Genomic DNA, 19,290 nt, shown 5'->3' on the forward strand with positions numbered 1-19,290 from the left:
CCAGGAGAGGACAGGCCTGGACCGCACCGGACGTTCAGGGGACCGTGACTACTCGTCGGTCTTCGCTGCGGGCCTGCGGGTCCGCGGCTTCTTGTCCGGTTCCGTCTCGGCCCCGGCCGTCTCCTGACCGCCAGCAGTGGTGCCCTCTGCTGAGTCGAGGGCCGCTGCCATGGCAGCTTCCGGTACCTCACCGTCCTCCCAGGCGGAGGGGGTACGGATGAGTGCGGCCAGGTGCGGTTCGGGCTCGGTGCCGGCGTCACAGATGACCCACTGGTGGGTGTCGGGGTCGAGGACGTAGACGGTGGAGGCGAGTCGGGCCATCGTCACCACACCCGCGCGGCGATGTGGATGTCGGGCACGTACAGCACGGGCATGGCGCTGGCCGCGACCTTGGTCCACACGGTGACCGGGTCGTCGGTGTACCCGTGGGTGACGACGATGCCCGGGGCGTCCTCGCGCAAGATCGCGGGGTTGGTGCCCCGGGACAGCATGAGGGATTCCGTGGTGACGCCGTACTGGGTCTCGCCCCACTGGCGGGGGTTGGGCGGCAGCATCAGCCACAGGTTCTCTGGCAGCGCGCGCGGGTTGGAGCCGTCGTCGAGCGGGATCTGCACGTCGTAGACCTCGATCGGCGGCAGACCGTAGCGTGCGCGTACGGCGTCGACCTCGTTGGGGGCGAGGACGGTGGTGGGGATCTGCGAGCCGAGCAACGCCCCGTAGTAGGCCGCCCGGTAGGATTGGTTGCCCGCGAGGAGCGCCTTGGCCTTGAACGAGGTGACGACCCGGGTGGGCAGCGGAGCGCGCGCGTCACGCAGGGCCTGGATCCAGCGCCGCTCGTCGCCCAGTGCGTCTGCGGCCGGGTCGGTCCATGGGAGCGGGGCGGTGGGCATGTGGGAGGCCGGGACCTGCGCGTCGTACTCGATGTACAGGTTGTTCTCGCCGCGAAGGGTGAACTTTCCATCGGCGAGCAGGTCGCCCGCGGCCAGCTCCATGCGGGAGCGGATCGACAGGACGTGCGCGGCGACGTCGTCGTAGACGGCCTGGACCAGCTCGTCGGAGCTGGCGCCGCGGTCGGCGTCGAGGAGCAGCTGTTCCATCTCGCCAACCAGGTACTTCTGGCCGAGCGGCGGCAGCTTGCCCTCGGTCTCGACCATGGTGATCTCGCGGGTCGCGACGGGCGTGGTCGCGTCCCAGGCGCGGAACTTGGCCGCCGGCACCCGGCGGTTGGTGCGCTTCACACGCCACTTCACCGAGTTGAGCTGGACTTCCGGCAGCACGCTGCGGGTCAGCTCGTAGTCCTCCGGGCCCGGGATGGCCCGGACGAAGGCGTTGATGTCGGTGGGGGTCAGCTCCCGGAGCAGGAGCTCGAGCATGTCGTTCGTCTCGGTCGTCATGACGTGGCTCCTTCTTAGGCGGCGTAGGTGACGGAGGCGGTGGTCTTCTTCACGGCCGCCGGGTCGAAGGCGACGGGCAGCTTCGCCGGGGCGATGAGGCCGTGGACGCGCAGCGCCGCACCGATGGCCTTGGACCCGACACCGAAGGCCGTCTCGGTGTCGAGGAATCCGGCCAGGACCTCGTGGCCGTCGGTGGCGGCCGGGTCGTACGGCTCGTACAGGCCGCTGGTGGCGTTGCGGGCCAGGGGCAGACCGGACTTGAAGCGGGCCTCGACCGTCTTGATGCCGCGCACCCAGTGGGTGTTCTCGGCGAACTTGGCGACGTCGAGGGTGATGGTCTGGTTGGTCTCCGTGCCGTGGCCGGACAGCAGCCAGGCACGGCCGACGCGGAGAGTCTGGGTGGTGGTGATCGGCTGGATGTCCATGCCGGGGTCCTCCCGTGGCGGGGCGCAGCAGAGATGCGTGGCACCGAGGTGCCGTCCACGGGAGGAATGGGGTTGGGCGTGGTCCCAGAGGTGTTACTGGTTGGTTCAGGCGGCGTCGGCGGTGTTGCCGCCGAACATGCGGGCGGCCATCCGGCGCCCTGCGTCTCCCGGCTTGCCCACCGCGGCCTGGCGGCGCGGTGTTCCGCCCGCCGGGGAGCCGGACGGGGCGGGCGGGGTGGGCTGCTTGGGGGCCGTCGTCGTTTCGGCGGCGCCGAACAGGCCCGGGCGCCGCTTCTTGAGGTCCTTGGCGGCCTCGGCGATCGCGTCGGTGTCCGGGTCGGCACTGTCCTTGAGGGCCTTGTCCAGGAGCACGAGTGCGTCCTCGAGGTCCTCGCCGGCTGCGCCGATGCCCACGAGGGCGGCGGTGCGCTGCACTTCCTGGAGCTGTGTCTGCGCCGCCGCCAGGGCCGTGGCGGCCTCGCTCTCCTTGGCTGCCACGGCCTGCTCCCGCCGCTCGAACTCCGCCTCCCGGCGCTGCTCGTCGCTGAGCTGGGCTTCCCGCAGGGCGCGGGCGTCGGCGAGCACCCGCTTGAGCTGGGTGGCGTCGATGGTGTCCGGGTCGAGGCCGGCATCCGAGGCGAGGGCGCGGAGCGCTGCCTGCCGACCCTGGTCCTTCTCGCGCGTGAGGAGCAGGCTCAGCCGCTTCTGCGTGACGGTGACGTTCTCCTCGGCGTCCGCGGCGTCTGCCTCGGCGGCCTGTGCTGAGTGTTTGACGGCGAGGTCGGCCGGGGTGGGTGCAGGCGCTACCGGCGCGGCGGGCTCGGTCGTCGGCGCCGGGTCGTCTTCGCCGCTTCCGCCGGCGATGACGCGGACCGGACGGCCGTTGACGTAGCCGACGATGGCGCCGGGGATGGGGCGCGGTCGGGGGGTGCTGTGGTCCATATTTGGTGTCCTCCACCGGTGCGCCCCCGCGCCTTCTACGAGTTTAGGGGTGATCGTCACCGCTGCTGTCCCGCGTCGGTTTGCGGTGCGTTGGGGTCTGCGGGGCCGGGCAGTACGGGGACCGGGACCTTCTCGGGGTCGGCCGGCTTCATGCCGAGATAGTCGCGGACGGCCTGCGCGTCGCCGGTGGCATCGGCGAGTGCCGCGGCCTGGTCGAACGCGCGGGCCTGGATGCGGTCGATCTCGACGGCGACGTCCTCGATCGGCCAGCCGCCCTCGGCGAGCATCCGCAGCGCGGTCTCCAGGCTGATCAGGCGGGCCGCGTACGCGGTGGCGACCTCCTCCAGGACGCCCATCCGGTCGGTAGGCGTGTAGGCGCCGAAGACCAGGTTCGCCGAGTGGACCTTGCGGCCGACCCAGTCGGGGTGCTGGCCGGCGATGTAGAGCCGCTGCACGAACCGCAGCAACAGCTGGTACTTGTGCCTGCGGGCCAGACGCATGGCCGCGACGAGCTTGTCCAGCGGGCCCAGGCTGATCTTCAGCGCGTACCCGGAGGGCATCTGCGCCGGGTCGTGGGTACCCAACGCCACGGCGGGCAGCCGCAGGTTGACCGCGGCGCGGTCGCGGAGCGTCTCGACCGTGGTGAGGAGCTGGGCAAGCTGGGGCGCGGTGTTGACGACGTCCATGCGTCCGCCGTCGGCGAGTTTGAACACGACGCCCGGCTCGACCTGGAGGCTGGCGCGGCCGTCTTGGAGGCCGGAGACGGACAGGATCGGGATGCCGGTGGTCGCCGAGGCACGGGCGGCGTCGGTGTCCGAGGCGGCCAGCTCGTCGAGGACCTGCAGGACGGCCGCCAGGCTCGCCTTGCCCCAGTGCTCCTCCGCTCCGGGTACAGAGTTCGGCAGGTGCAGCACTGGCACGAAGTCGATGAGCAGGTCCAGGCCGTCAAGGAGTTCGCCGTCGCCGCGCCGGGCGTAGGCGGCCTTGTTCATCGGGAGGTTGTCGACGTCGCTGTGGCGCTCGAGGTCCTCCAGCAGCCAGGTGGCGTCGGTGAGGTAACACGTGACGGCGGAGGGCTCGTCGTTCCAGGCGTACTGGCGCCAGATGGTCCCCTGCTCGTCGGCGGTGTCGCCAGGCACGAGCAGCGGGTCGTCCTGGTCGCCGGCGAAGGTGCGCATCGCCCGCCCGCGGTCGGTCGTGCGGGTGACGGTCGCGGGCCGGATGGGGCCGAGTTCGTAGGTGATGCGACGCAGCCGGTCCTTCAGCCCGCGCCGGGGGTCGGCGGGCAGTTCCCACGCGAAGTGCACGCGGACTGGGAACTCGCCGTCGTCGGAGAGGACCGGGAAGTAGAAGCCGGGGTCGACGACCCGTACGACGGGACGGCGCTTGTCGGGCTCCCAGGACAGCCGGTAGACCGCGTCGCCGAGGCCTACGGCCTTACGCTCGGCCTGCTGCATCCGCATGGCGAACTGTTCGTCCTCAGCCCAGGTGAGCAGGTCCTCCTGGACCGCGCGGGCCTCGTCGTCCTCGGTGGTGGTGTCATCCTGCTCGGTGCCGTCGACGACGATGCGCTGCTCGTCGCCGAGGACGTCACTGGTGATGGCGTCGATGAAAGCGGCGGGGTCGCCGTACTCTCGGCGCTCGCGGGCATCGGCTCCGTCGCGTACCTCCGCGAGTTCGCCGGCCTGGCCGCCGTCGTACGCCGCGAGCACGGTGTAGGCGGCCAGCCGTCGGGTGTCCTCTTCGGGCACCCACGTCGCGAAGGCGCCGGGAAAGGCGCGCCGGTTGGGGTCGCCGGTGGTCGGGTCGGCGTAGACAGGCTTGTAGTTGAGCCAGCCCCAGGCGTCGATGATGAACTGCCGCAGGCCCACGTCGTCCTCCGTCGGCCCCGCGCCGTGATCAAGGATATCGGGGCAGGACGGGCCGACGGGCGGGCGTCAGCGCGGCTCTTCGTGGACGAACTCGGTGGCGCGCACCCAGTCGACCTGCTCGAGGCGGTAGCAGGCGACACCAACGTTGTGGTGACCTCGTGCGAGCGCGGCGCGAGCCTGGGTCTGGGCTTCGGCGTAGTCCCAGGTCGCCGGTTCACTGCCGCCGTTCCAGCGGACGGCGAATCGGGCCTCCGCGGAGAGGAGGGCGGCGCGGTCGTCGAGCAGTTCCTGTAGGGCATCCTCGAGTTGGTCGTGGGTGCGGTGTTCGTCGTCGAGCAGCGCACGGATCTCGGCGAGGCGGGCGGGGGTCAACATGAGCGGCGTCCTTTCGGGCCGACAGGCTTTCACCCTACAACACTACATTGTATTGTAGGGCTCGAAACAACAAACCGTTGTATAGTCAGTGCCGGGAGCAGGCAGTCCGGCACGGGAGGGATCAGCCATGGACCACGCCACGCAGCCCGCAGGCCCCGAATACCCCGACATGGAGGTGCAGTTGTCCAGCGCAGGCGGCAACGCCTACCACCTCATCGGGCTCGTACGCAGGGCGCTGCGGCAGGCCGGGCACAGCGAGGCGGCAGCAACCTTCGCGGCGTCCGCCACCCAGTCGGCGTCGTACGACGATCTGCTCCAGCTCATCATGCGCACGGTCGAGACGACCTGAGCAGCCGCGGTATCGGCGTGGTCCACCCCGAGGCAAGCGGGGTGGACCACGCCGCCCCATCGTTGCACCGACGACACGAGGACGAGGATCATGACCAAGGAAACGGACAAGCCCTCCGCGACGGCGAAGCAGAAGGCCAGGAGCAATGCTCCCGGTGGCCAGGCCGAGGTGTGGGGGTACGCGAAGGTCGCCGATGCGGCTGGAGTGGCCGTCGGAACCATCCGCTATTACTGGTCGCAGAAGAAGCACCTACTGCCCAAGCCGGACGTCATGCTGGGCGACAAGCCCGGATGGCACCCGGACACCATCAGGGAATGGGTGGCCAACCGGCCCGGCCAGGGCTTTCGTTCGGACCTCAAGGACCCCGACGCCTGAGCCCGCCCCGCTTTCGCGCCCCCCGCTCCCCCGGAGCCGGGGGTGCGCGGCATTCCCAAGATCGAGAAAAGGGCCCGAACGACTTCCACCTTACAACGAAACATTATAAGGTAAGTTCCATGAGGCCGGACCCGCCGGCCCGAGGGGAGGAAGTCATGTTCACCGTGAGCCTGGACCTGAACGAGCACGGACTGCCTGCGTGCGACCCCCTGAAAGTGCACGGAGTCGGCGCCTGGGTGCCCGGCACCACGAGCATCCGGTACGCCGTTCATGACCCGGCGATCCACTTCCCCGGCTCCGACTGCCCGATCACCGGAGCCCTGCTGATCGACAAGTACATCGACCCGGTCTACCGGGACGACCCCGCCTCGTACGACTTCGACGACGAGCCCGCCGTCTCGGTGAGCCTGGGCGACCCGGCCGCCAGGGACGTGCACGACCAGATGATCGAGGTCGGCGACTGGGGCTTCTCCGGCTACGTGGTCTGCAGCGACCTGTACCTGAACCCCGGCCCCCATCCCGACCACCCCGACGGGTACCCGTTCGGCGCCGACGTCGGAGTGGACGGCCCGACGTACCACCTGGCCGCCGCCTTCCTGCGGGCCGCCGCCGCCGACTACGTGACGCGGTGGAAGGCGATCACGGTCTGACCTGCGCCCCGGCCGATGCCGGGGCGCAGCCCGTGGAGCCCCCTGCCCAGAAAGATCGCTCCTCGACTTCCAACCTTACAACGCTGCATTGTATAGTTGGGGCAACGGAAGACGGGCCCACCCCATAACGAAGGAGAACGGCATGGCCGAGATGACCAGCACCCTCCGCAGAGCCCTGATCAGCGCCACCTTTGCCCGCAGGGACATCGATGAGAACTTCGGACCGGCGAGCGAGCTGGACAGCGAGGAGCGCAGCTGGCGGCGGGACACCTTGCGCACCACCTTCCTCGACTACCGCGACACCCGCGTGATGGGCGTAGGCGCGGACTGGCGGCAGGCGCTGCAGGACGCGGCAGGCACCGGCCGCATCGACCTCGCCGAGTACGACGGGAACCTCGAGGCGGCGCGCGACACCCTGCTGCACGGCGCGATATGGGAGTTCCAGACCACCGCCCACGGGATCGCAATCCTGGACACCTGCGCCGCGTAGCCGCCTGGACGCCGCGTACCGCCCGGCCGACCACCGGGCGGTACGCGGCGTCCAGGAGCGCACCTGGCGGCGCGCTCCCCTGCCGAGAAAGATCACGAAACCCCTTCACACCTTACAATGTTGCGTTGTATAGTTGATCTCGAAGGGGGCGCCCCGAGCCCCAGCCGAACCGACGAAGGAGACCAGCATGGCGGAGATGGGAATGACGGTCGCGGAACTGATCGAGCAGCTTGAGGGCGTGGACCCCGACGCCCCGATCCGCCTGGCCATGCAGCCTCGGTACCCCTTCGAGTACACGATCGGCCAAGTGGTCGAGGCGGAGGACGGCACCTGCTGGATCGGCGAGGGCGAGCAGGTCGGCTACCTCAGCGAGGACGCGACCAACGCCCTGGAGTGGGGCCACTAAAGCGCCCCGACGGCCTGGGGCCCGCGCTGCGGGCCCCAGGCCGAATCGCCCAGCCTGCGCCCCGCAGCGCGGGCCGGAACCACGACGAGGAGGACACGACGATGGCCCTGTACATCCTGAAGGAACTGAATCCGGCGACCGGGCTGGCCTTCCAGGACGACGACACCACTGTCTACTACGACGACCACGACTACGCCTCCGACGCGGACGCCCTGCGGGCCGCGACCCGGGGGTACGACCTCCGGGTGGCCCAGACCGACGCGGACTGGGGCCCCGGGACCGGGAAGCAGCGCTGGACCCTTTTGAAGGTCGGCTGACGCCGATCGCGACCGCCCCCCGGCTCTTCGGCCGGGGGCCGGTTCGTCATCGTCGGCCGTTGAGGCGGCCGTCGCGGTAGCCGCCGGTTCCGTTGTCCTTCGTGCCGGGGGCCGCCAGCTCGGTCAGCGCGTGCACGCAGGCGTCCATCCGGTCGGGGCTGTCCAGGCCGGGCATCCAGGTGACCATCTGGACCTCGAGCGCCGGCCACTCCCCCACGTGCCGGACGCGGGCCTGCTCGTAGAGCTGCGCGATAGGCTCCGCCCTGAGTCTCTTGCCCTGTTTGGCCGTTACGGGGATGATCCGCGGGCGCAGGGCCCCGGCCGCCTCGGGCCCGCCCCCGCGCACCAACTCGTCCCAGCCCTGGACCAACACCTGCCTGGTCATGTCGCCGCCGAAGTTGGACTCCACGACCAGGGCGTCGGCGGAGACTTCCAGAGCCAGCTCGCAGGCGACGCGGCCCCAGTCGGCCGCGCCCATCTTCCCCGAGCGGTCGGCCAGGACGTACAGGTTCCCGGCAGCGTCGCGCCCGGCGGCCACGATGCCGACCTCGTCGCTGTCCTCTCCGCCGCCCGCCGGGTCGACGGCGACGACGATGCGGGTGAGGTTGATGCCGCGCAGCTGCTCGGCGGTGATGCGGTGGTTGCGGATCCAGGACCACTGCCAGATGCCGCCCTCGAGCGGGCGGGGTTGCTGCTGGTACAGCGCCCACCAGCCGCGCTCGCCGACCTCCTCGCGGAAGTTCTGCAGGTGTTCGAGGCCGAACCGCTCGGGCCACAGCGGGTCACCGATGGCCCTGCCGAGGACGTCGTCCGGGGTGTCGGCGACGGCCGGCAGGTTGATGACTGTCCAGCGGGCGCGGTCGCGAGCTGCGTCCTGGGTGAGGATGCGGCCCGCGAGGTCGTTCTCCGACCAGCGGGTCTGGATGACCACGATGCTGCCGTTGGGCTCCATGCGGGTGTTGAGGACCTGCTGCCACCAGTCCCACAGGTCGCCGAGCACGGTCGGCGACGCGGCGGCCTTGGCGTCCTTGAGCGGGTCGTCGACGATCGCCAGGTTGGCGCCCATGCCGGTCAGTGAGCCGCCAACGCCGGCGGTGACCAGGCCGCCCGGTCCGCCGACCAGGTCGAAGCGTCCGGCGGCCTTGCTGCCGTAGCGCAGGGAGATGCCGAGCTGGTCGCCGTACTCGTTGATGGAGTCGCGCAGCCAGCGGCCGTGGCCCTCGGCGAGGACGGCCGAGTACGAGGCGATCATCAGCCGGTGGGTGGGGTGGCGGCGCAGGTACCACAACGGGGCCCAGCGCGCGGCGCGCTGTGATTTGCCGTGCCGGGGCGGCATGTTGAGCAGCAGACGGATCCGCTCGCCACGGGCGATCCGCATGAACGCCGAGTCGATGAGGTTGAGGTGGCGGGCCTGCAGCTCGCGGCCTTCGGTCAGCAGGGCGGCCAGTGATCCTGGGGAGCGGTCCATCGCCAGCTGCCGCTCGACGTGCGCGAGGCGGATGCGCAGGTCTGGTGAGGCGGTGCGGGCGATGAGGAGACGCTGGTCTCGGGGAAGGGTCCGGTAGCGCTGTAGGAGGTGTTCCTCCTGCTCAGGCGCCTTCATCATCAGGGGCTCCGTGCACCCCCGCGCACCCCTACATGATCCCTCAGATCGGCGGGTCCTCGATCAGCGCGAGAAGCTCGTCCAACTCGGCCTCGGTGACGGCGGCCGGGGCCGGCGCGGGGCCGTCAGCCAGCTGGTGCGCCGCCGCGTCCAGTCCCAGGCGGCGGACTCGGCGGTCGTGGATGGCGAGCGTGGTGTCGATGACGTCGAGGTCGCCGTTCGCCGCCTGGTCCCAGATGGCGTGCTGGAGTTCGTCCAGTGCGCGCCGATCGGCCTCGTCGCGTGCGGCGGCCTCGAGCGGCTCGGTGTCGGCGAGGGCCTGCGTGAAGTCAGCGGCGGCCTCGGCGGCGTCGGTGTAGTCCAGCTCGCGAGCCAGAGTGGCGAAGTCGTCTCCCGCAAGGCGGCGGCGGAGCAGTTCGGCGCGCCGCTGGTCGAGGTGCGGCATGGGTCCTCCATGAGACACACCGCCCGAAGGCGGTGTGGTGCCCTGGTGGGCGGAGCGGAACTCGGCGCGCTGTTACTGAGGCTGTTGGATCAGGCGGTCGTCGACCACAGCCCTGTACCCGGCCGCGAGGAGGGTGCTCTTCGCGCGTCGGCAGGTGCGGGAGATCTCGTCCGCGTCCGTGCTGTCGGGCAGCTCGTGCCAGATGTAGATGGCCTGGCCCTTCCGGTCGAAGCCGAGGCCGTCGAGGGCGGCGAGCAGGATTTCGGGGGCGCCGGTACGGGACTCGGCCACCACGTTGGTGCTGAAGGGGCGCCGGTGGATCAGGACGTCAATACCGTTGTCGTCAGCCTGGTTGCTCACGGGTTCTCCTGTTCGGTTCGGTGTTCTCCGTACTCTCAGACTATACAATGCATCGTTGTAAGGATGGAAGGCCGTTGGGGGTTCGGAACCCGCTCGGCGGCTAGAGGACCTTCTCCCGCAGGTTCTGGGCGATCTCGCGCATCATGAGCGGCGGCACCGAGTTGCCGATGCGGGACCACACCTTCTCGACGGGGCTGTCGCCCCAGTCGTAGGCGTCCGGGAAGGACTGCAGTCGCGCCAGCTCCTTGATGCCCAGCAGCCGGTTCTCTTCGGGGTGGAGCAGCCCGTTGCGCGACGAGGAGATCGCCTTGATCAGCGTGAAGGACGGCCGATCCCAGCTCAGACGCTGCAGACTGAAGTAGGCGTTTCTGCCGCCAAGTCGGTGGAGCGCATCACCGCCGTCCTCGCCGGGACGGATGAGCGGCGCAACGTGGGCCGCCTTGCCCGAGGGCAGCTGGTAGGGGCCCGGGTCTGCGAGGTTGGCGAACGCTTCGCGCACCGTCATCGGCCGGGACTGCGGAACCGGGTGCACCGGGTCAAGACCGAGGTCGCGCCGCACACCGATGAAAATCATGCGCAGCCGCTTCTGCGGCACCCGCAGGTAGGAGGCGTCGAGCAGGCGGGCGGTGACCCTGTACCCGGGCCCGGCCTCCTTGAGCGAGGTGAGGATCTCGGCGAAGAGGCTGCGCATCTGCCCCTTCACCATGCCGGCCACGTTTTCCATCACGAAGCATTTCGGGGCCCAGGCGTTGATGCAGCGGATGTACTCGCGGAAGAGCTGGTTGCGTGGGTCGTCGACCTGGCGGCGCCCGACGACGGAGAACCCCTGGCACGGCGGCGATCCGTCGAAGACGTCCAGCTCCCCGGGCTCGAGGCCGAGCGCATCCGGGTCGAGGTCGGCGATGTCGCCGTGGTGCAGCGGCACGTGCGGGAAGTTGCGTCCGAAGCACGCAGCCGCGTGGTCGTCCCACTCAACGGCCAGCAGCTCCCGGTAGCCGGCCATGGAGTAGCCGAGCGAACTTCCGCCGGCGCCCGCGAACGTGGAGATCACGGTCGGCGCGTCAGGCGCGCGTGGGGCCAGGTGTGCGGCCCAGGCGTCCTTGAGGACCTGGCCGTAGTCGAGCCGTGTGCGGGCAACGGGGAGGCGGCTCACTTCCCGGCCTCCGCGTTGGTGAAGGTGTGCCCGCACTGCGGGCAGGTGTGGGTGGTGGGGTTGAGGGCCTCGGCGATCGACTCGTCGAACGCCGGGAACCCGGCGGGCAGTTCGTCGGTGAGCAGGCGCGCGACTTCCTGCTGGCTCCAGCCGGTGCCGTCGAGGTCGCCGTCCAGAGCGGCGAGCATGGCCGCCAGGTCCTCCTCGTCGTAGTAGCCGAGCTCGGCCAGCTTGTTGTCCGCGAGGTTGATACGCCTCGCGGTGTCGTCGTCACAGGTGAGGACTTCGCACCGAGCGGTGGTGTGGCCCTCGGCGCGCAGCGCGTCGGAGGTGTGGTTGCCGGCGAGCACGACCAGGGCGTCGCCGGTGTCGCGGACGACCAGGCTGCGGTACTGGCCGTAGCGGCGTATGGATGTCCGGATTGCTTCGACGTCACCGCGGCGGGGGTTGCCCGGATAGCGCGTGAGGTCGTCCAGCGCGATGTCGCGGGTGCTGACGTAGATGGTGCCGGGCAGGCCGGCTGGGGTCGCGCTCATGCGGGGCGTCCTTCGGTGTGGTCGGCGATGATGCGCCGGGCCCAGGAGTCGGGCTCGAGCCCCCACTGGCGGGCGTCCCATTCGGTGGCGCGGTCGCGGATGTCGAGCCAGATGTCCAGCAGGTGGTCGCGCCAGGCGGGGTCGCGGGTGCGGCGCAGCTGGGCGGCGAGGTAGGCGAAGGCGGCCGGGTGGGCGGGCATCACGCCTCACCCGCCGGTTCGGTGTCGGAGCTGGTGCCGTCGGACAGCGTGATGAGGCGTTCGAGTTCGGCGATGTCGACGGCTTCGACCTGGAGCGGGCCGCCGTCGGCGCCGGTGATCTCGGTGCGTGCGGGTCGGTCCAGGCCCAACAGCCGTGCCCGGCGGTCGATCACCTTCAAGACGGTTTCGATCGCTTTGAGGTCGCCCTTGGCGGCCTTGGCCCAGGCGGCGGCCTGCATCCGGTCCAGGCGCTGGACTTCGAGTTCCCGCAGGGTTGCCGCGGCGACCGACTCCGCTTCGAGGTTGTTCTCCAGAGCTCGATGGACGTCCTTGGACGCGGCGCCGCGGTCGGCGTAGTCGAGCCGCTCGGCGATCGTCTGGTAGTCCATGCCAGCGAGCCGCAGCGCGATGGCCTGGGCGCGGCGGTGAGCGGTGGCGGCCTGCTGGGCCTTGGACGCGGGCATGGATCAACCCCCCTGTCAGTCGTCGTGGGACGAGGTGGTGAAGTCGTGGGCCTCGCCGCTCGCCTTCAGGACGGGCTGGTCGCCGGTGTGCTCCTGGTAGCGGCGGCAGATGACGTCGGCGTAGCGCGGGTCCAGCTCAACGACCCGGGCGGCGCGGCCGGTCGTGTGCGCGGCGATGAGTGTCGATCCGGAGCCGCCGAAGGGCTCGTAGACGACGGCGTCTGGCGCGCAGGAGTTGCGCAGGCCTGCGGTGATGAGTTCGACCGGCTTGGACGTCGGGTGCTCGGCGTTGCGGGCCGGCTTGTCGACGGAGAAGACCGTGGTCTGGGCGTTGTCGCCGTACCACCGGTCTCCGCCGCGGCCCAGGCGCCCGGACCCGGCCGGGGCGTCGGTGAAGCCGTACAGGATCGGCTCGTGCTGGTAGTGGTAGTCCGAGCGGCCCAGGACCATGGTGTTCTTGACCCAGATCAGGTTCTGGCGTACCAGCCACCCGGCGTCGCGCATCGCGGTCTCGAAGACGATGCGTGCGGTGTCGGCGTGTGCGACGTACAGCGGGGCGCCGGGCTTGAGCGCGACGGTGGCCACCGCGAAGGCGCCGGCAAGGAGTTCGGGAAGGTCGGCCGCGCCGTCGTTGGAGATGGTCAGGGCGTCCTTGGTCTTGCCGACGTAGTCGACGCCGTAGGGCGGGTCGGTCCACATGGCGTCGCAGCGGTCGCCGTCGAGCATCTCCTCGACGGCGGCGACGTCGGTGGAGTCGCCGACCAGGAGCCGGTGGCGGCCGAGGATCCACACGTCGCCGACCCGCGAGCGCGGCTCGGCGGGGACGTCGGGGATGTCGTCGGGCTCGGTGAGCGGCGGCTCGGGCTCAGAGTCGGTGCCGAGGATGTCGGCGACGTCGTCGGCGCTGTAGCCGGTGCCCTCGAGGTCGCCGTCCAGGTAGGAGAGCAGGTCGGCCAGGGCCTCGTTGTCGTACGAGCCGAGCTCGGCGAGGCGGTTGTCGGCGAGGTTGATGCGCCGGGCCTGGTCGTCGTCGCATTCGATGACCTCGCACCGCGCGAGGTCATAACCTTCGGCACGCAAGGCGTCCGAGGTGTGGTTGCCGGCCAGGATCACGAACCGGTCGTCGTCGACGGCTCGGACCACCAGGGAGCGGTACTGCCCGTGGCGGCGCAGCGAGCCGCGGATGGCGTCGACGTCACCGCGCCGGGGATTGCCGGGGAACCGGTCGAGCTGGTTGAAGGGAATCTCGCGGGTTCCGAGGTAGGTCACCGCGGCGGTGGGCGTGGGGGTGCCCATGGCAACTCCGTCCACCCCCACAGTGCCGTGATCCATTTTCCCTGACCGCCGGGGTCCCCCGGGCGGGCGTCGCGGCAGGTTGTGACTGAGCACGGTGGTTGTCACCAGCGTCCAGGCGCGGCCTGGCGTTCCTCGTCGGCGTGAGCACGGTTGTTGACACCGGATGAGCGCGCTACTTGTCACCAGCTCGCCGTTCGCACGCTTGCTGTCACCTGCGCCGATCTCGCGAGACGGCCCTGACCTGCGCCGGTCGGCGTGGCCGATCTTGTGGCAGCTCCAGCCGAGGGTCGTGGTGACAGATACCGCGCTCACGGTGACAAGCGTCATGATCAGTCACACAGGTGCGGGACGGACGTCTTGGCGTGGAGAACCTTGCCGCACGACTTCCCACTTTACAACGATGCGTTGTATAGTTGAGGCGTGAGGACGACCCGCACCCAGGAGGCAGAGATGCAGCGCACCACCACCGGCCACACCCACTGCCTCCGCTGCGGACGCGCCCTGCGCACCGCTCACTCCACCGCGGCCGGGTACGGCCCGACCTGCCTGCGCCGGATCAAGGCCGCCGCCCGCGCGGTCGCCGATCACAAGCCCGCCCTGGTCGCCAAGGCCCTCGACCTGATCACCATCGGAGGTCTGATCCCCCTGCGTGCCCGCCGGGTCTTCCAGGCGGTCGCCTCCAGCGGGACCGGCACCTACAAGACCGCCGCCCAGGCGTGCACCTGCCCGGCCGGACTGCGCGGCCAGCACACCTGCTACCACCGGATCGCCGCCCAGATAGTCGCCGCCGCCTGACGGCGGCGGCCGGGCCGCACACAAGGAGGATGCTCATGGAGCAGTACGAGATCAACTGGAACGACGGAAACCAGGACATCGCAGAGGCCGTCATGTGGGCGGCCGATGAGTGCAAGCCGCTGCTCGTCACCACGTCCTGCGGCCGCACGGTGCGCCTGATCCCGGAGCAGGCGGCACCGGCTGAACCGGCCGATCCGCTGGAGGGGGTCGCGGTACAGGAAGTCTCGCGCGCGGTGCGCGAGTTGCGCAGGACGACCGAGTACGTCCAGACCCTCAACGTCGAGGGTGCGCCGGAACTGTCCGCGGGCTCCGAACTCACGGCGCTCACGCCGGGCATCGTGTGGCTGGAGTACGTCATCGAGGTTGCGCAGGGGACCACGCGGCTGCGCGGCGTACACGTCAGCGGCTATCGGGCGCGACGCACGGGGCGGCCCGACGTCGTGACGTCCACCAGCTTCGTCGGCACGACCCTCAAGGATGTGCCGCCTTGGCTGCACGCGCTCGCCGTCCGGTACGCGCAAGCCTGACCCAGCCACCCGGCCCCGCCCCTCCGGTGGGGCCCATCACATTCGGCCCTGCACCGAAAGCAGCAACGCCCCGCCGTCGGCGGGGCGTTGCGCGTGGGAGCGGGCTCCCGGCGGGAAGTGCAGTCGGGCCCGGCGGTCTTCTCGGCACGGGGGGTTTAGAGAAGGGGATGGATGTCACGCCGGGCCCGTAGGTCTGATGATCAGCGCGGCGCCGCCGAGCGTCAAAACCCGGGCCGCGCGGCGGGCGCCGTGTTGCGCATACGCTCGATCAGCCCGCCGATGTCGGCCGTCCGCGACTGACGGATGGCCCGGGCGCACTCCAGCGTCGGTGACACGGTCCTGGGCTGCTCGACGACCGACAGCTGCGTTCCGTCTGCGACCCCGTTCGCCGCCAGGGTCATCCCCGAGGCCACCAGACGCAGGACACCGCCGGGCTCCGGCTGCGGGAGGTCCTCCCCGCTCGCCGCGCCCTGGGCGGACCGACTGGTGCGATGCGGTACTACTGAAGCCATTTTCCCCGGCCCCTTCTGGCAGTTGCTGTGCACGGTGCATTGCTGGCTGCACTCGGCTCGCGTCGAGACGCGACATCTTCGAGGCGGCGCAGCATGGGTCTGTGATGCAGAGGTCCGCTACGACGTGAACACCACTGGCGTACAGGTCGCGCGAGGAGCACTCCGCGCTGTCATCTGTGCGTGCAAGGAACTGTCGGGGGGCAGTCCCGGGCCGCTGGAACCTGGTGGTGCGTCCGGTGCCGTATTGCTACGGCGAGCGAGGTGCACTGCCCGAGCCGCGCCCGGGCAGACACCCCAAGCCTTGCGGCTAGTCCCAGTTGGTGTCGGCGGGAGCCACAATCGTGTCCGGGCTGGCAGGCGCCGGCGTGACGACGTCCCAATGCGTATCGGCAAGTGCAGGGCCGCCGTGATGGACGGCGGGTAGGGAAGAGACAGCCAAGGCGGCGCAGGCGGCAAGAAGTGCCGCCGCGGCAGCCGTTCGGATTCGGCGAGCAACAGTCACGGGGGAAGGGTCCTTTCAGGAGGACGGATGACCAGGTCAGGGAAAACCCCTGGAAAACACCTGACCTGCATATGTCATTGACCTAGGCTGGCCGCCTCCACTCTCGACATCAAGGCTGGTAGCACTGCGTGTAGACGCAACGCCGGAGGACGCAGCAATAAATCATGAGCAATACCGACAGAACACCCGACATCCAGCGGCCGCCCACCCTCACGAGCCCCGCACGCGATCTGCTGCGCCGTGCCTTGAAGGGTGAGCAGATCGCGGAGGACACCCCGGGACTCGGTGAACTGGCCAGGCTCGGCGTACTGCGCCCCGAGCCCTACCGGCCGAGCACCTACGTTCTGTCTGCACGCTCCGACATCGAACGGCACCTGCACGCGGCCGCCGAGCAGCAGCTGGTCGCGGCCGCAGGGTTCATGGCGCAAATCCAAGGCTTCCTCGAGGACATCGACGGCGAGCGCGGCCTGTTCGGAACGCCGAGCGGTGACTACCAGTCGCGCTTCCTGGACGGGTCGAACGAGGTCCACAAAGTACTGACCAGCCTCACCTACGCTGCTCAGCGGGAAGTGCTGACCATGCATCCCGGCGCGCGCCGGCCCGAGCATCTGAAGAACTCCGAGAGCCGGGATACGGAGATGATGGAGCGCGGGGTCGTCCTGCGCACCATCTACCAGCGATCCAACCTGACCGCCCCGCATGTCCGACGCTACGTCGCCATGGCGCTGGAGCTGGGAGCTCAGATCCGCACTGTCGATGCGCCGTTGACCAAGACCATCGTCATCGACGGAACCGATGCCTTCGTCCCTGACCTGGTCGACGGACGGCCTGCGGCTGCTGGTGCGTGGCACATTCGGGACCCTGCGGCCATCGGCTACATCCGGCGTGCTTTCGAGAACGAATGGCTGCACGCGGTGCCCTGGGACACCACTCCTGCGGCGTCCGAGGCCGAAGCGGAGGACTCCCCCGCTCCCGCTGTTCGGCCCATCACATCTGCTCGCCAGCGCTCCATTTTGCGAGGCATCAGCCAGGGCCACAGTTACGCGCAGATCGGCCGCCAGCTCGGCTGGAAGGTCCGCACGGTCGGCGCCGAGATGGCGCAGCTGCGCAGTGAACTGGGCATGGAGACGAACGAGCAGGTCATGTACTGGTTCGCGACTTCGTCCGACCGCCACGTAAGGGACTAGTTCAGTCTGCTGGGGCGCCGGGCCCGTGGCCGAAGCGTGGCGTGTCCGCCGGCTCCGCCTCCAGGCGAAGTCGCTGGAAGCGCAGCGGGTGGCGGAAGACGCCACCATGGTCGACGGCCCGGTCGGCGCTGATCTCTGCCACCAGTTCGGGACGGACCAGGGTTGTCTTCAGAACGTCCCGGGACCCCCATGCTGAGGAGAACTTCACTCCCCTCCAGGGGTGGTCGGGACCAGCGGCTTCCAGATGCGCAGCGACCTGCTGCGCGGTGTCCGGGCGCAGGGGCACGGTACGGCCCACCGTGCGGAGGCGGCCGTGTTCGTCGTAGCGGCCGAGGACGAGGAGCTGCGGTCGTGTCAGAGTGCCCGTAATCGCACCGATGATGGCCTCCGTGGTGTCCCGCCGTCTGATCTTGGTCCAGCCGCGTTGGCCCGGCTGGTAGCGCTGGTTCATGCGCTTGGCGACAAGGCCTTCCACCCCGGTGACGTCGGTCCAGGTCTCCAGCCACTCCTGGGCCGTGGCGAGGTCGGTGGTCATGGGGCAGAGCGTCCACGGCGCGGTCAACTGGTGGGTTGCGAAGAGGCCTTCGAGAATGCGGCGGCGATCGCGGTACGGGCGCGTCAGGAGCTCGGTCCCGTCGATCTGGAGGGCGTCGAAGGCAACATAGAAGGCCGGCAGACGTACGCCCAGCGTGGCCGCGGTGCGCGACCGGGCAGCGGCTCGCCGCTGGAGTCCTTCGAAGGACAGTTGGCCGGTCTCGGTGTCCCAGACGAGAAGCTCGCCATCGAGAACGAGGCCGTCGGGCAGCTGCTCGCCGGCCGCGACCAGGTCGGGGAATCGGTCCTGGATCAGGCTGCCGCGGCGAGTCTGCAAGCGGAGGCGTCCGCCGGGGCCGCCAGGGGTGAAGACAATCGCGCGGTGGCCGTCCAGCTTCTGCTCCAGGGCCACCAAGCCGCGCGCCAGAGTGCTGGGGCTCGGAAGTGACTCGGCAGGCTGGGCGAGCATGGGGGTGATGGGAGGCAACAGCGCCATCAGGGCCTCCTTCCACCGTCCGCTGCGGGCACTGCGCCACCAGCCTTCCCACCCTGGTCGGCGAAGTCTCGCCTACATACAGCTTCCGGGTGGCTGGCTTCAGCCGCGAGAGGACCACACCGCAGAAGCCCCCGCAGCTCGTCACGTCGGGTACGACAGCGGCCCCGGTCCGCGCCCTGATGGCGGCGGACCGGGGCCGATGCGCTCCCAATCTCCCGTACTGCCCGACGGATCCAGCTGCTCCACGGCTGTTTCCGTCCACCGGTGCGGCCGATGCCCGCGGCCTTCCGGTGCAGCCCACACTACATGAAACCCAACACGTAAGGAATGGTTTGGAGGTGGTTACTGCCAGGGGGCGGGTCCCGTGCCCGCCGCCCAGTCCAGGAGCTGTCGGGAGCCGAACAGTCGCAGAGGCACCTCAAGGTCGCAATTCCAGTCGACCGCGCTCGTGGTGAACGTGCTGGTCGTCACCACAGCTGCCATATCGCAGCGATGGGTGTCCCGGTAGGTGCCGTTCACTTGATAGAGCACCTCGGCACGCACCTTCCTCGCCTCGGCGAACCGTTTGCACTGCACCAACAGCCAGCGCCCGTCGGGAGTGCGCGCCGTCACATCGCCCGCCCGGTCCCCCGCTCCGCCGAGCACAGTCACGTAGGTACAGCCGTCTCGCCGGCACAACTGGGCGACGGCTTCCTCGAAGCCGCCTGGACTCAGGGCTCGCCAGCCATCGATGGCGGTGGGCAGCGTGGCCCACCCGGCGCGGCCCCGGCGACGGGTCCACCGGCGGCCGCCGTAGTAGCCCGCCACGATCGCGGCCAGGCCGAGGAGCACCAGGAGCCCAGTCAAGACGGCCGGGTGGTGACTCAGGTAGTTGCCGATGAGGAACAGCGCTACCGCGGCAACGAGCAGGACTGAGCCGCCGTCCCGTGCGGGTAAGTGGCGGTACCAGGGGCGCGGGGTGGCAGGACGCCGGGCGGCGGGGTGGCGGCGGGTGGAGGGGCGGCGGGCCGTGGAGCGGCTGGTGCGGGGACGGCGGCTGGTGCTGGCCATGGGCGGGTCTCCTCGTCGGGTCGGGGCATCGGGGTG

The 19,290-nt window shown here is 70.0% G+C and carries 26 protein-coding genes; 9 read left to right on the plus strand and 17 right to left on the minus strand.

What is annotated here, in order from left to right; all coding sequences use genetic code 11:
• Positions 1–48: 48 nt before the first annotated feature.
• The 6 genes from ABR738_RS00290 to ABR738_RS00315 form a co-directional block, all read right to left on the minus strand.
• Entirely contained in the window at positions 49–321 is a 273-nt protein-coding gene (locus ABR738_RS00290) for a hypothetical protein (protein WP_350227871.1), read from the minus strand.
• Between the two features lie 2 nt (positions 322–323).
• Positions 324–1,394: a major capsid protein gene (locus ABR738_RS00295; protein ID WP_350227872.1), complete on the minus strand. Its 1,071-nt coding sequence runs from the start codon at positions 1,392–1,394 to the stop codon at positions 324–326.
• A gap of 14 nt (positions 1,395–1,408) precedes the next feature.
• Positions 1,409–1,819 (minus strand): head decoration protein, encoded by a 411-nt coding sequence (locus ABR738_RS00300; RefSeq protein WP_350227873.1) that lies wholly within the window; start codon positions 1,817–1,819, stop codon positions 1,409–1,411.
• 105 nt (positions 1,820–1,924) lie between these two features.
• Positions 1,925–2,761, minus strand: coding sequence for a hypothetical protein (locus ABR738_RS00305; protein WP_350227874.1), 837 nt, complete (start codon positions 2,759–2,761; stop codon positions 1,925–1,927).
• A 56-nt stretch (positions 2,762–2,817) separates the two neighbouring features.
• Entirely contained in the window at positions 2,818–4,632 is a 1,815-nt protein-coding gene (locus tag ABR738_RS00310) for a hypothetical protein (RefSeq protein WP_350227875.1), read from the minus strand.
• A gap of 66 nt (positions 4,633–4,698) precedes the next feature.
• Entirely contained in the window at positions 4,699–5,007 is a 309-nt protein-coding gene (locus ABR738_RS00315) for a hypothetical protein (protein WP_350227876.1), read from the minus strand.
• A gap of 127 nt (positions 5,008–5,134) precedes the next feature.
• On the opposite strand from ABR738_RS00315, the gene ABR738_RS00320 reads away from it, so the two are divergent.
• From ABR738_RS00320 to ABR738_RS00345, 6 genes are all read left to right on the plus strand, one after another.
• Positions 5,135–5,356 carry a hypothetical protein gene (locus ABR738_RS00320; RefSeq protein ID WP_350227877.1) on the plus strand — a complete coding sequence of 74 codons (222 nt, stop codon included), beginning with the start codon at positions 5,135–5,137 and terminating at the stop codon, positions 5,354–5,356.
• A gap of 90 nt (positions 5,357–5,446) precedes the next feature.
• Positions 5,447–5,731, plus strand: coding sequence for a MerR family transcriptional regulator (locus tag ABR738_RS00325; protein WP_350227878.1), 285 nt, complete (start codon positions 5,447–5,449; stop codon positions 5,729–5,731).
• Positions 5,732–5,886: 155 nt separating this feature from the next.
• Positions 5,887–6,381 (plus strand): hypothetical protein, encoded by a 495-nt coding sequence (locus tag ABR738_RS00330; RefSeq protein ID WP_350227879.1) that lies wholly within the window; start codon positions 5,887–5,889, stop codon positions 6,379–6,381.
• A 142-nt stretch (positions 6,382–6,523) separates the two neighbouring features.
• Positions 6,524–6,871 (plus strand): hypothetical protein, encoded by a 348-nt coding sequence (locus ABR738_RS00335; RefSeq protein ID WP_350227880.1) that lies wholly within the window; start codon positions 6,524–6,526, stop codon positions 6,869–6,871.
• Between the two features lie 187 nt (positions 6,872–7,058).
• The gene (locus ABR738_RS00340; protein WP_350227881.1) at positions 7,059–7,277 is read left to right on the plus strand and encodes a hypothetical protein; all 219 of its coding nucleotides are present in this window, start codon (positions 7,059–7,061) and stop codon (positions 7,275–7,277) included.
• Positions 7,278–7,378: 101 nt separating this feature from the next.
• Positions 7,379–7,594 carry a hypothetical protein gene (locus ABR738_RS00345; RefSeq protein WP_350227882.1) on the plus strand — a complete coding sequence of 72 codons (216 nt, stop codon included), beginning with the start codon at positions 7,379–7,381 and terminating at the stop codon, positions 7,592–7,594.
• A gap of 46 nt (positions 7,595–7,640) precedes the next feature.
• Here the strand turns inward: ABR738_RS00345 and ABR738_RS00350 are convergent, their stop codons facing one another.
• The 8 genes from ABR738_RS00350 to ABR738_RS00385 all read right to left on the minus strand — a co-directional run bounded on the left by ABR738_RS00350 (position 7,641) and on the right by ABR738_RS00385 (position 13,651).
• Positions 7,641–9,200: a terminase large subunit domain-containing protein gene (locus tag ABR738_RS00350; RefSeq protein ID WP_350227883.1), complete on the minus strand. Its 1,560-nt coding sequence runs from the start codon at positions 9,198–9,200 to the stop codon at positions 7,641–7,643.
• A gap of 40 nt (positions 9,201–9,240) precedes the next feature.
• Entirely contained in the window at positions 9,241–9,642 is a 402-nt protein-coding gene (locus ABR738_RS00355) for a hypothetical protein (RefSeq protein WP_350227884.1), read from the minus strand.
• Positions 9,643–9,714: 72 nt separating this feature from the next.
• Positions 9,715–10,002 carry a hypothetical protein gene (locus ABR738_RS00360; RefSeq protein WP_350227885.1) on the minus strand — a complete coding sequence of 96 codons (288 nt, stop codon included), beginning with the start codon at positions 10,000–10,002 and terminating at the stop codon, positions 9,715–9,717.
• 100 nt (positions 10,003–10,102) lie between these two features.
• Complete coding sequence (locus ABR738_RS00365) at positions 10,103–11,155, minus strand: DNA cytosine methyltransferase (RefSeq protein WP_350227886.1); 1,053 nt, start codon at positions 11,153–11,155, stop codon at positions 10,103–10,105.
• Complete coding sequence (locus ABR738_RS00370; RefSeq protein ID WP_350227887.1) at positions 11,152–11,691, minus strand: ParB/RepB/Spo0J family partition protein; 540 nt, start codon at positions 11,689–11,691, stop codon at positions 11,152–11,154. The genes ABR738_RS00365 and ABR738_RS00370 overlap by 4 nt, the downstream gene beginning before the upstream one ends.
• Complete coding sequence (locus ABR738_RS00375; protein ID WP_350227888.1) at positions 11,688–11,891, minus strand: hypothetical protein; 204 nt, start codon at positions 11,889–11,891, stop codon at positions 11,688–11,690. Before ABR738_RS00375 ends, ABR738_RS00370 begins: the two co-directional genes overlap by 4 nt.
• Positions 11,891–12,355: a hypothetical protein gene (locus tag ABR738_RS00380; protein WP_350227889.1), complete on the minus strand. Its 465-nt coding sequence runs from the start codon at positions 12,353–12,355 to the stop codon at positions 11,891–11,893. Before ABR738_RS00380 ends, ABR738_RS00375 begins: the two co-directional genes overlap by 1 nt.
• Positions 12,356–12,370: 15 nt before the next feature.
• The gene (locus ABR738_RS00385; RefSeq protein WP_350227890.1) at positions 12,371–13,651 is read right to left on the minus strand and encodes a DNA methyltransferase; all 1,281 of its coding nucleotides are present in this window, start codon (positions 13,649–13,651) and stop codon (positions 12,371–12,373) included.
• 420 nt (positions 13,652–14,071) lie between these two features.
• Between ABR738_RS00385 and ABR738_RS00390 the strand changes: the two genes are divergently transcribed.
• Positions 14,072–14,446, plus strand: coding sequence for a DUF6011 domain-containing protein (locus ABR738_RS00390; RefSeq protein WP_350227891.1), 375 nt, complete (start codon positions 14,072–14,074; stop codon positions 14,444–14,446).
• Positions 14,447–14,481: 35 nt separating this feature from the next.
• Complete coding sequence (locus ABR738_RS00395; RefSeq protein ID WP_350227892.1) at positions 14,482–14,973, plus strand: hypothetical protein; 492 nt, start codon at positions 14,482–14,484, stop codon at positions 14,971–14,973.
• Between the two features lie 221 nt (positions 14,974–15,194).
• On the opposite strand, the gene ABR738_RS00400 is transcribed toward ABR738_RS00395, so the two are convergent.
• Entirely contained in the window at positions 15,195–15,485 is a 291-nt protein-coding gene (locus tag ABR738_RS00400; RefSeq protein WP_350227893.1) for a hypothetical protein, read from the minus strand.
• Positions 15,486–16,151: 666 nt separating this feature from the next.
• On the opposite strand from ABR738_RS00400, the gene ABR738_RS00405 reads away from it, so the two are divergent.
• Positions 16,152–17,174, plus strand: a complete 1,023-nt coding sequence (locus ABR738_RS00405; protein ID WP_350227894.1) for a helix-turn-helix transcriptional regulator — start codon at positions 16,152–16,154, stop codon at positions 17,172–17,174.
• Between the two features lies 1 nt (position 17,175).
• On the opposite strand, the gene ABR738_RS00410 is transcribed toward ABR738_RS00405, so the two are convergent.
• Together ABR738_RS00410 and ABR738_RS00415 are read right to left on the minus strand one after the other, a co-directional pair.
• The gene (locus tag ABR738_RS00410; RefSeq protein WP_350227895.1) at positions 17,176–18,204 is read right to left on the minus strand and encodes an ATP-dependent DNA ligase; all 1,029 of its coding nucleotides are present in this window, start codon (positions 18,202–18,204) and stop codon (positions 17,176–17,178) included.
• Between the two features lie 342 nt (positions 18,205–18,546).
• Positions 18,547–19,254 (minus strand): restriction endonuclease, encoded by a 708-nt coding sequence (locus ABR738_RS00415; protein ID WP_350227896.1) that lies wholly within the window; start codon positions 19,252–19,254, stop codon positions 18,547–18,549.
• Between the last annotated feature and the right edge of the window lie 36 nt (positions 19,255–19,290).

The sequence above is a fragment of the Streptomyces sp. Edi4 genome (genome assembly GCF_040253615.1).
Taxonomy (GTDB): domain Bacteria; phylum Actinomycetota; class Actinomycetes; order Streptomycetales; family Streptomycetaceae; genus Streptomyces.

What these genes read in the sequence shown, in the direction of transcription:
- ABR738_RS00290 (WP_350227871.1), bottom strand. Translation starts at nt 321, where the DNA reads ATGGCCCGACTCGCCTCCACCGTCTACGTCCTCGACCCCGACACCCAC.
- ABR738_RS00295 (WP_350227872.1), bottom strand. Translation starts at nt 1,394, where the DNA reads ATGACGACCGAGACGAACGACATGCTCGAGCTCCTGCTCCGGGAGCTG.
- ABR738_RS00300 (WP_350227873.1), bottom strand. Translation starts at nt 1,819, where the DNA reads ATGGACATCCAGCCGATCACCACCACCCAGACTCTCCGCGTCGGCCGT.
- ABR738_RS00305 (WP_350227874.1), bottom strand. Translation starts at nt 2,761, where the DNA reads ATGGACCACAGCACCCCCCGACCGCGCCCCATCCCCGGCGCCATCGTC.
- ABR738_RS00315 (WP_350227876.1), bottom strand. Translation starts at nt 5,007, where the DNA reads ATGTTGACCCCCGCCCGCCTCGCCGAGATCCGTGCGCTGCTCGACGAC.
- ABR738_RS00320 (WP_350227877.1), top strand. Translation starts at nt 5,135, where the DNA reads ATGGACCACGCCACGCAGCCCGCAGGCCCCGAATACCCCGACATGGAG.
- ABR738_RS00325 (WP_350227878.1), top strand. Translation starts at nt 5,447, where the DNA reads ATGACCAAGGAAACGGACAAGCCCTCCGCGACGGCGAAGCAGAAGGCC.
- ABR738_RS00330 (WP_350227879.1), top strand. Translation starts at nt 5,887, where the DNA reads ATGTTCACCGTGAGCCTGGACCTGAACGAGCACGGACTGCCTGCGTGC.
- ABR738_RS00335 (WP_350227880.1), top strand. Translation starts at nt 6,524, where the DNA reads ATGGCCGAGATGACCAGCACCCTCCGCAGAGCCCTGATCAGCGCCACC.
- ABR738_RS00340 (WP_350227881.1), top strand. Translation starts at nt 7,059, where the DNA reads ATGGCGGAGATGGGAATGACGGTCGCGGAACTGATCGAGCAGCTTGAG.
- ABR738_RS00345 (WP_350227882.1), top strand. Translation starts at nt 7,379, where the DNA reads ATGGCCCTGTACATCCTGAAGGAACTGAATCCGGCGACCGGGCTGGCC.
- ABR738_RS00350 (WP_350227883.1), bottom strand. Translation starts at nt 9,200, where the DNA reads ATGATGAAGGCGCCTGAGCAGGAGGAACACCTCCTACAGCGCTACCGG.
- ABR738_RS00355 (WP_350227884.1), bottom strand. Translation starts at nt 9,642, where the DNA reads ATGCCGCACCTCGACCAGCGGCGCGCCGAACTGCTCCGCCGCCGCCTT.
- ABR738_RS00370 (WP_350227887.1), bottom strand. Translation starts at nt 11,691, where the DNA reads ATGAGCGCGACCCCAGCCGGCCTGCCCGGCACCATCTACGTCAGCACC.
- ABR738_RS00375 (WP_350227888.1), bottom strand. Translation starts at nt 11,891, where the DNA reads ATGCCCGCCCACCCGGCCGCCTTCGCCTACCTCGCCGCCCAGCTGCGC.
- ABR738_RS00380 (WP_350227889.1), bottom strand. Translation starts at nt 12,355, where the DNA reads ATGCCCGCGTCCAAGGCCCAGCAGGCCGCCACCGCTCACCGCCGCGCC.
- ABR738_RS00385 (WP_350227890.1), bottom strand. Translation starts at nt 13,651, where the DNA reads ATGGGCACCCCCACGCCCACCGCCGCGGTGACCTACCTCGGAACCCGC.
- ABR738_RS00395 (WP_350227892.1), top strand. Translation starts at nt 14,482, where the DNA reads ATGGAGCAGTACGAGATCAACTGGAACGACGGAAACCAGGACATCGCA.
- ABR738_RS00400 (WP_350227893.1), bottom strand. Translation starts at nt 15,485, where the DNA reads ATGGCTTCAGTAGTACCGCATCGCACCAGTCGGTCCGCCCAGGGCGCG.
- ABR738_RS00405 (WP_350227894.1), top strand. Translation starts at nt 16,152, where the DNA reads ATGAGCAATACCGACAGAACACCCGACATCCAGCGGCCGCCCACCCTC.
- ABR738_RS00410 (WP_350227895.1), bottom strand. Translation starts at nt 18,204, where the DNA reads ATGGCGCTGTTGCCTCCCATCACCCCCATGCTCGCCCAGCCTGCCGAG.
- ABR738_RS00415 (WP_350227896.1), bottom strand. Translation starts at nt 19,254, where the DNA reads ATGGCCAGCACCAGCCGCCGTCCCCGCACCAGCCGCTCCACGGCCCGC.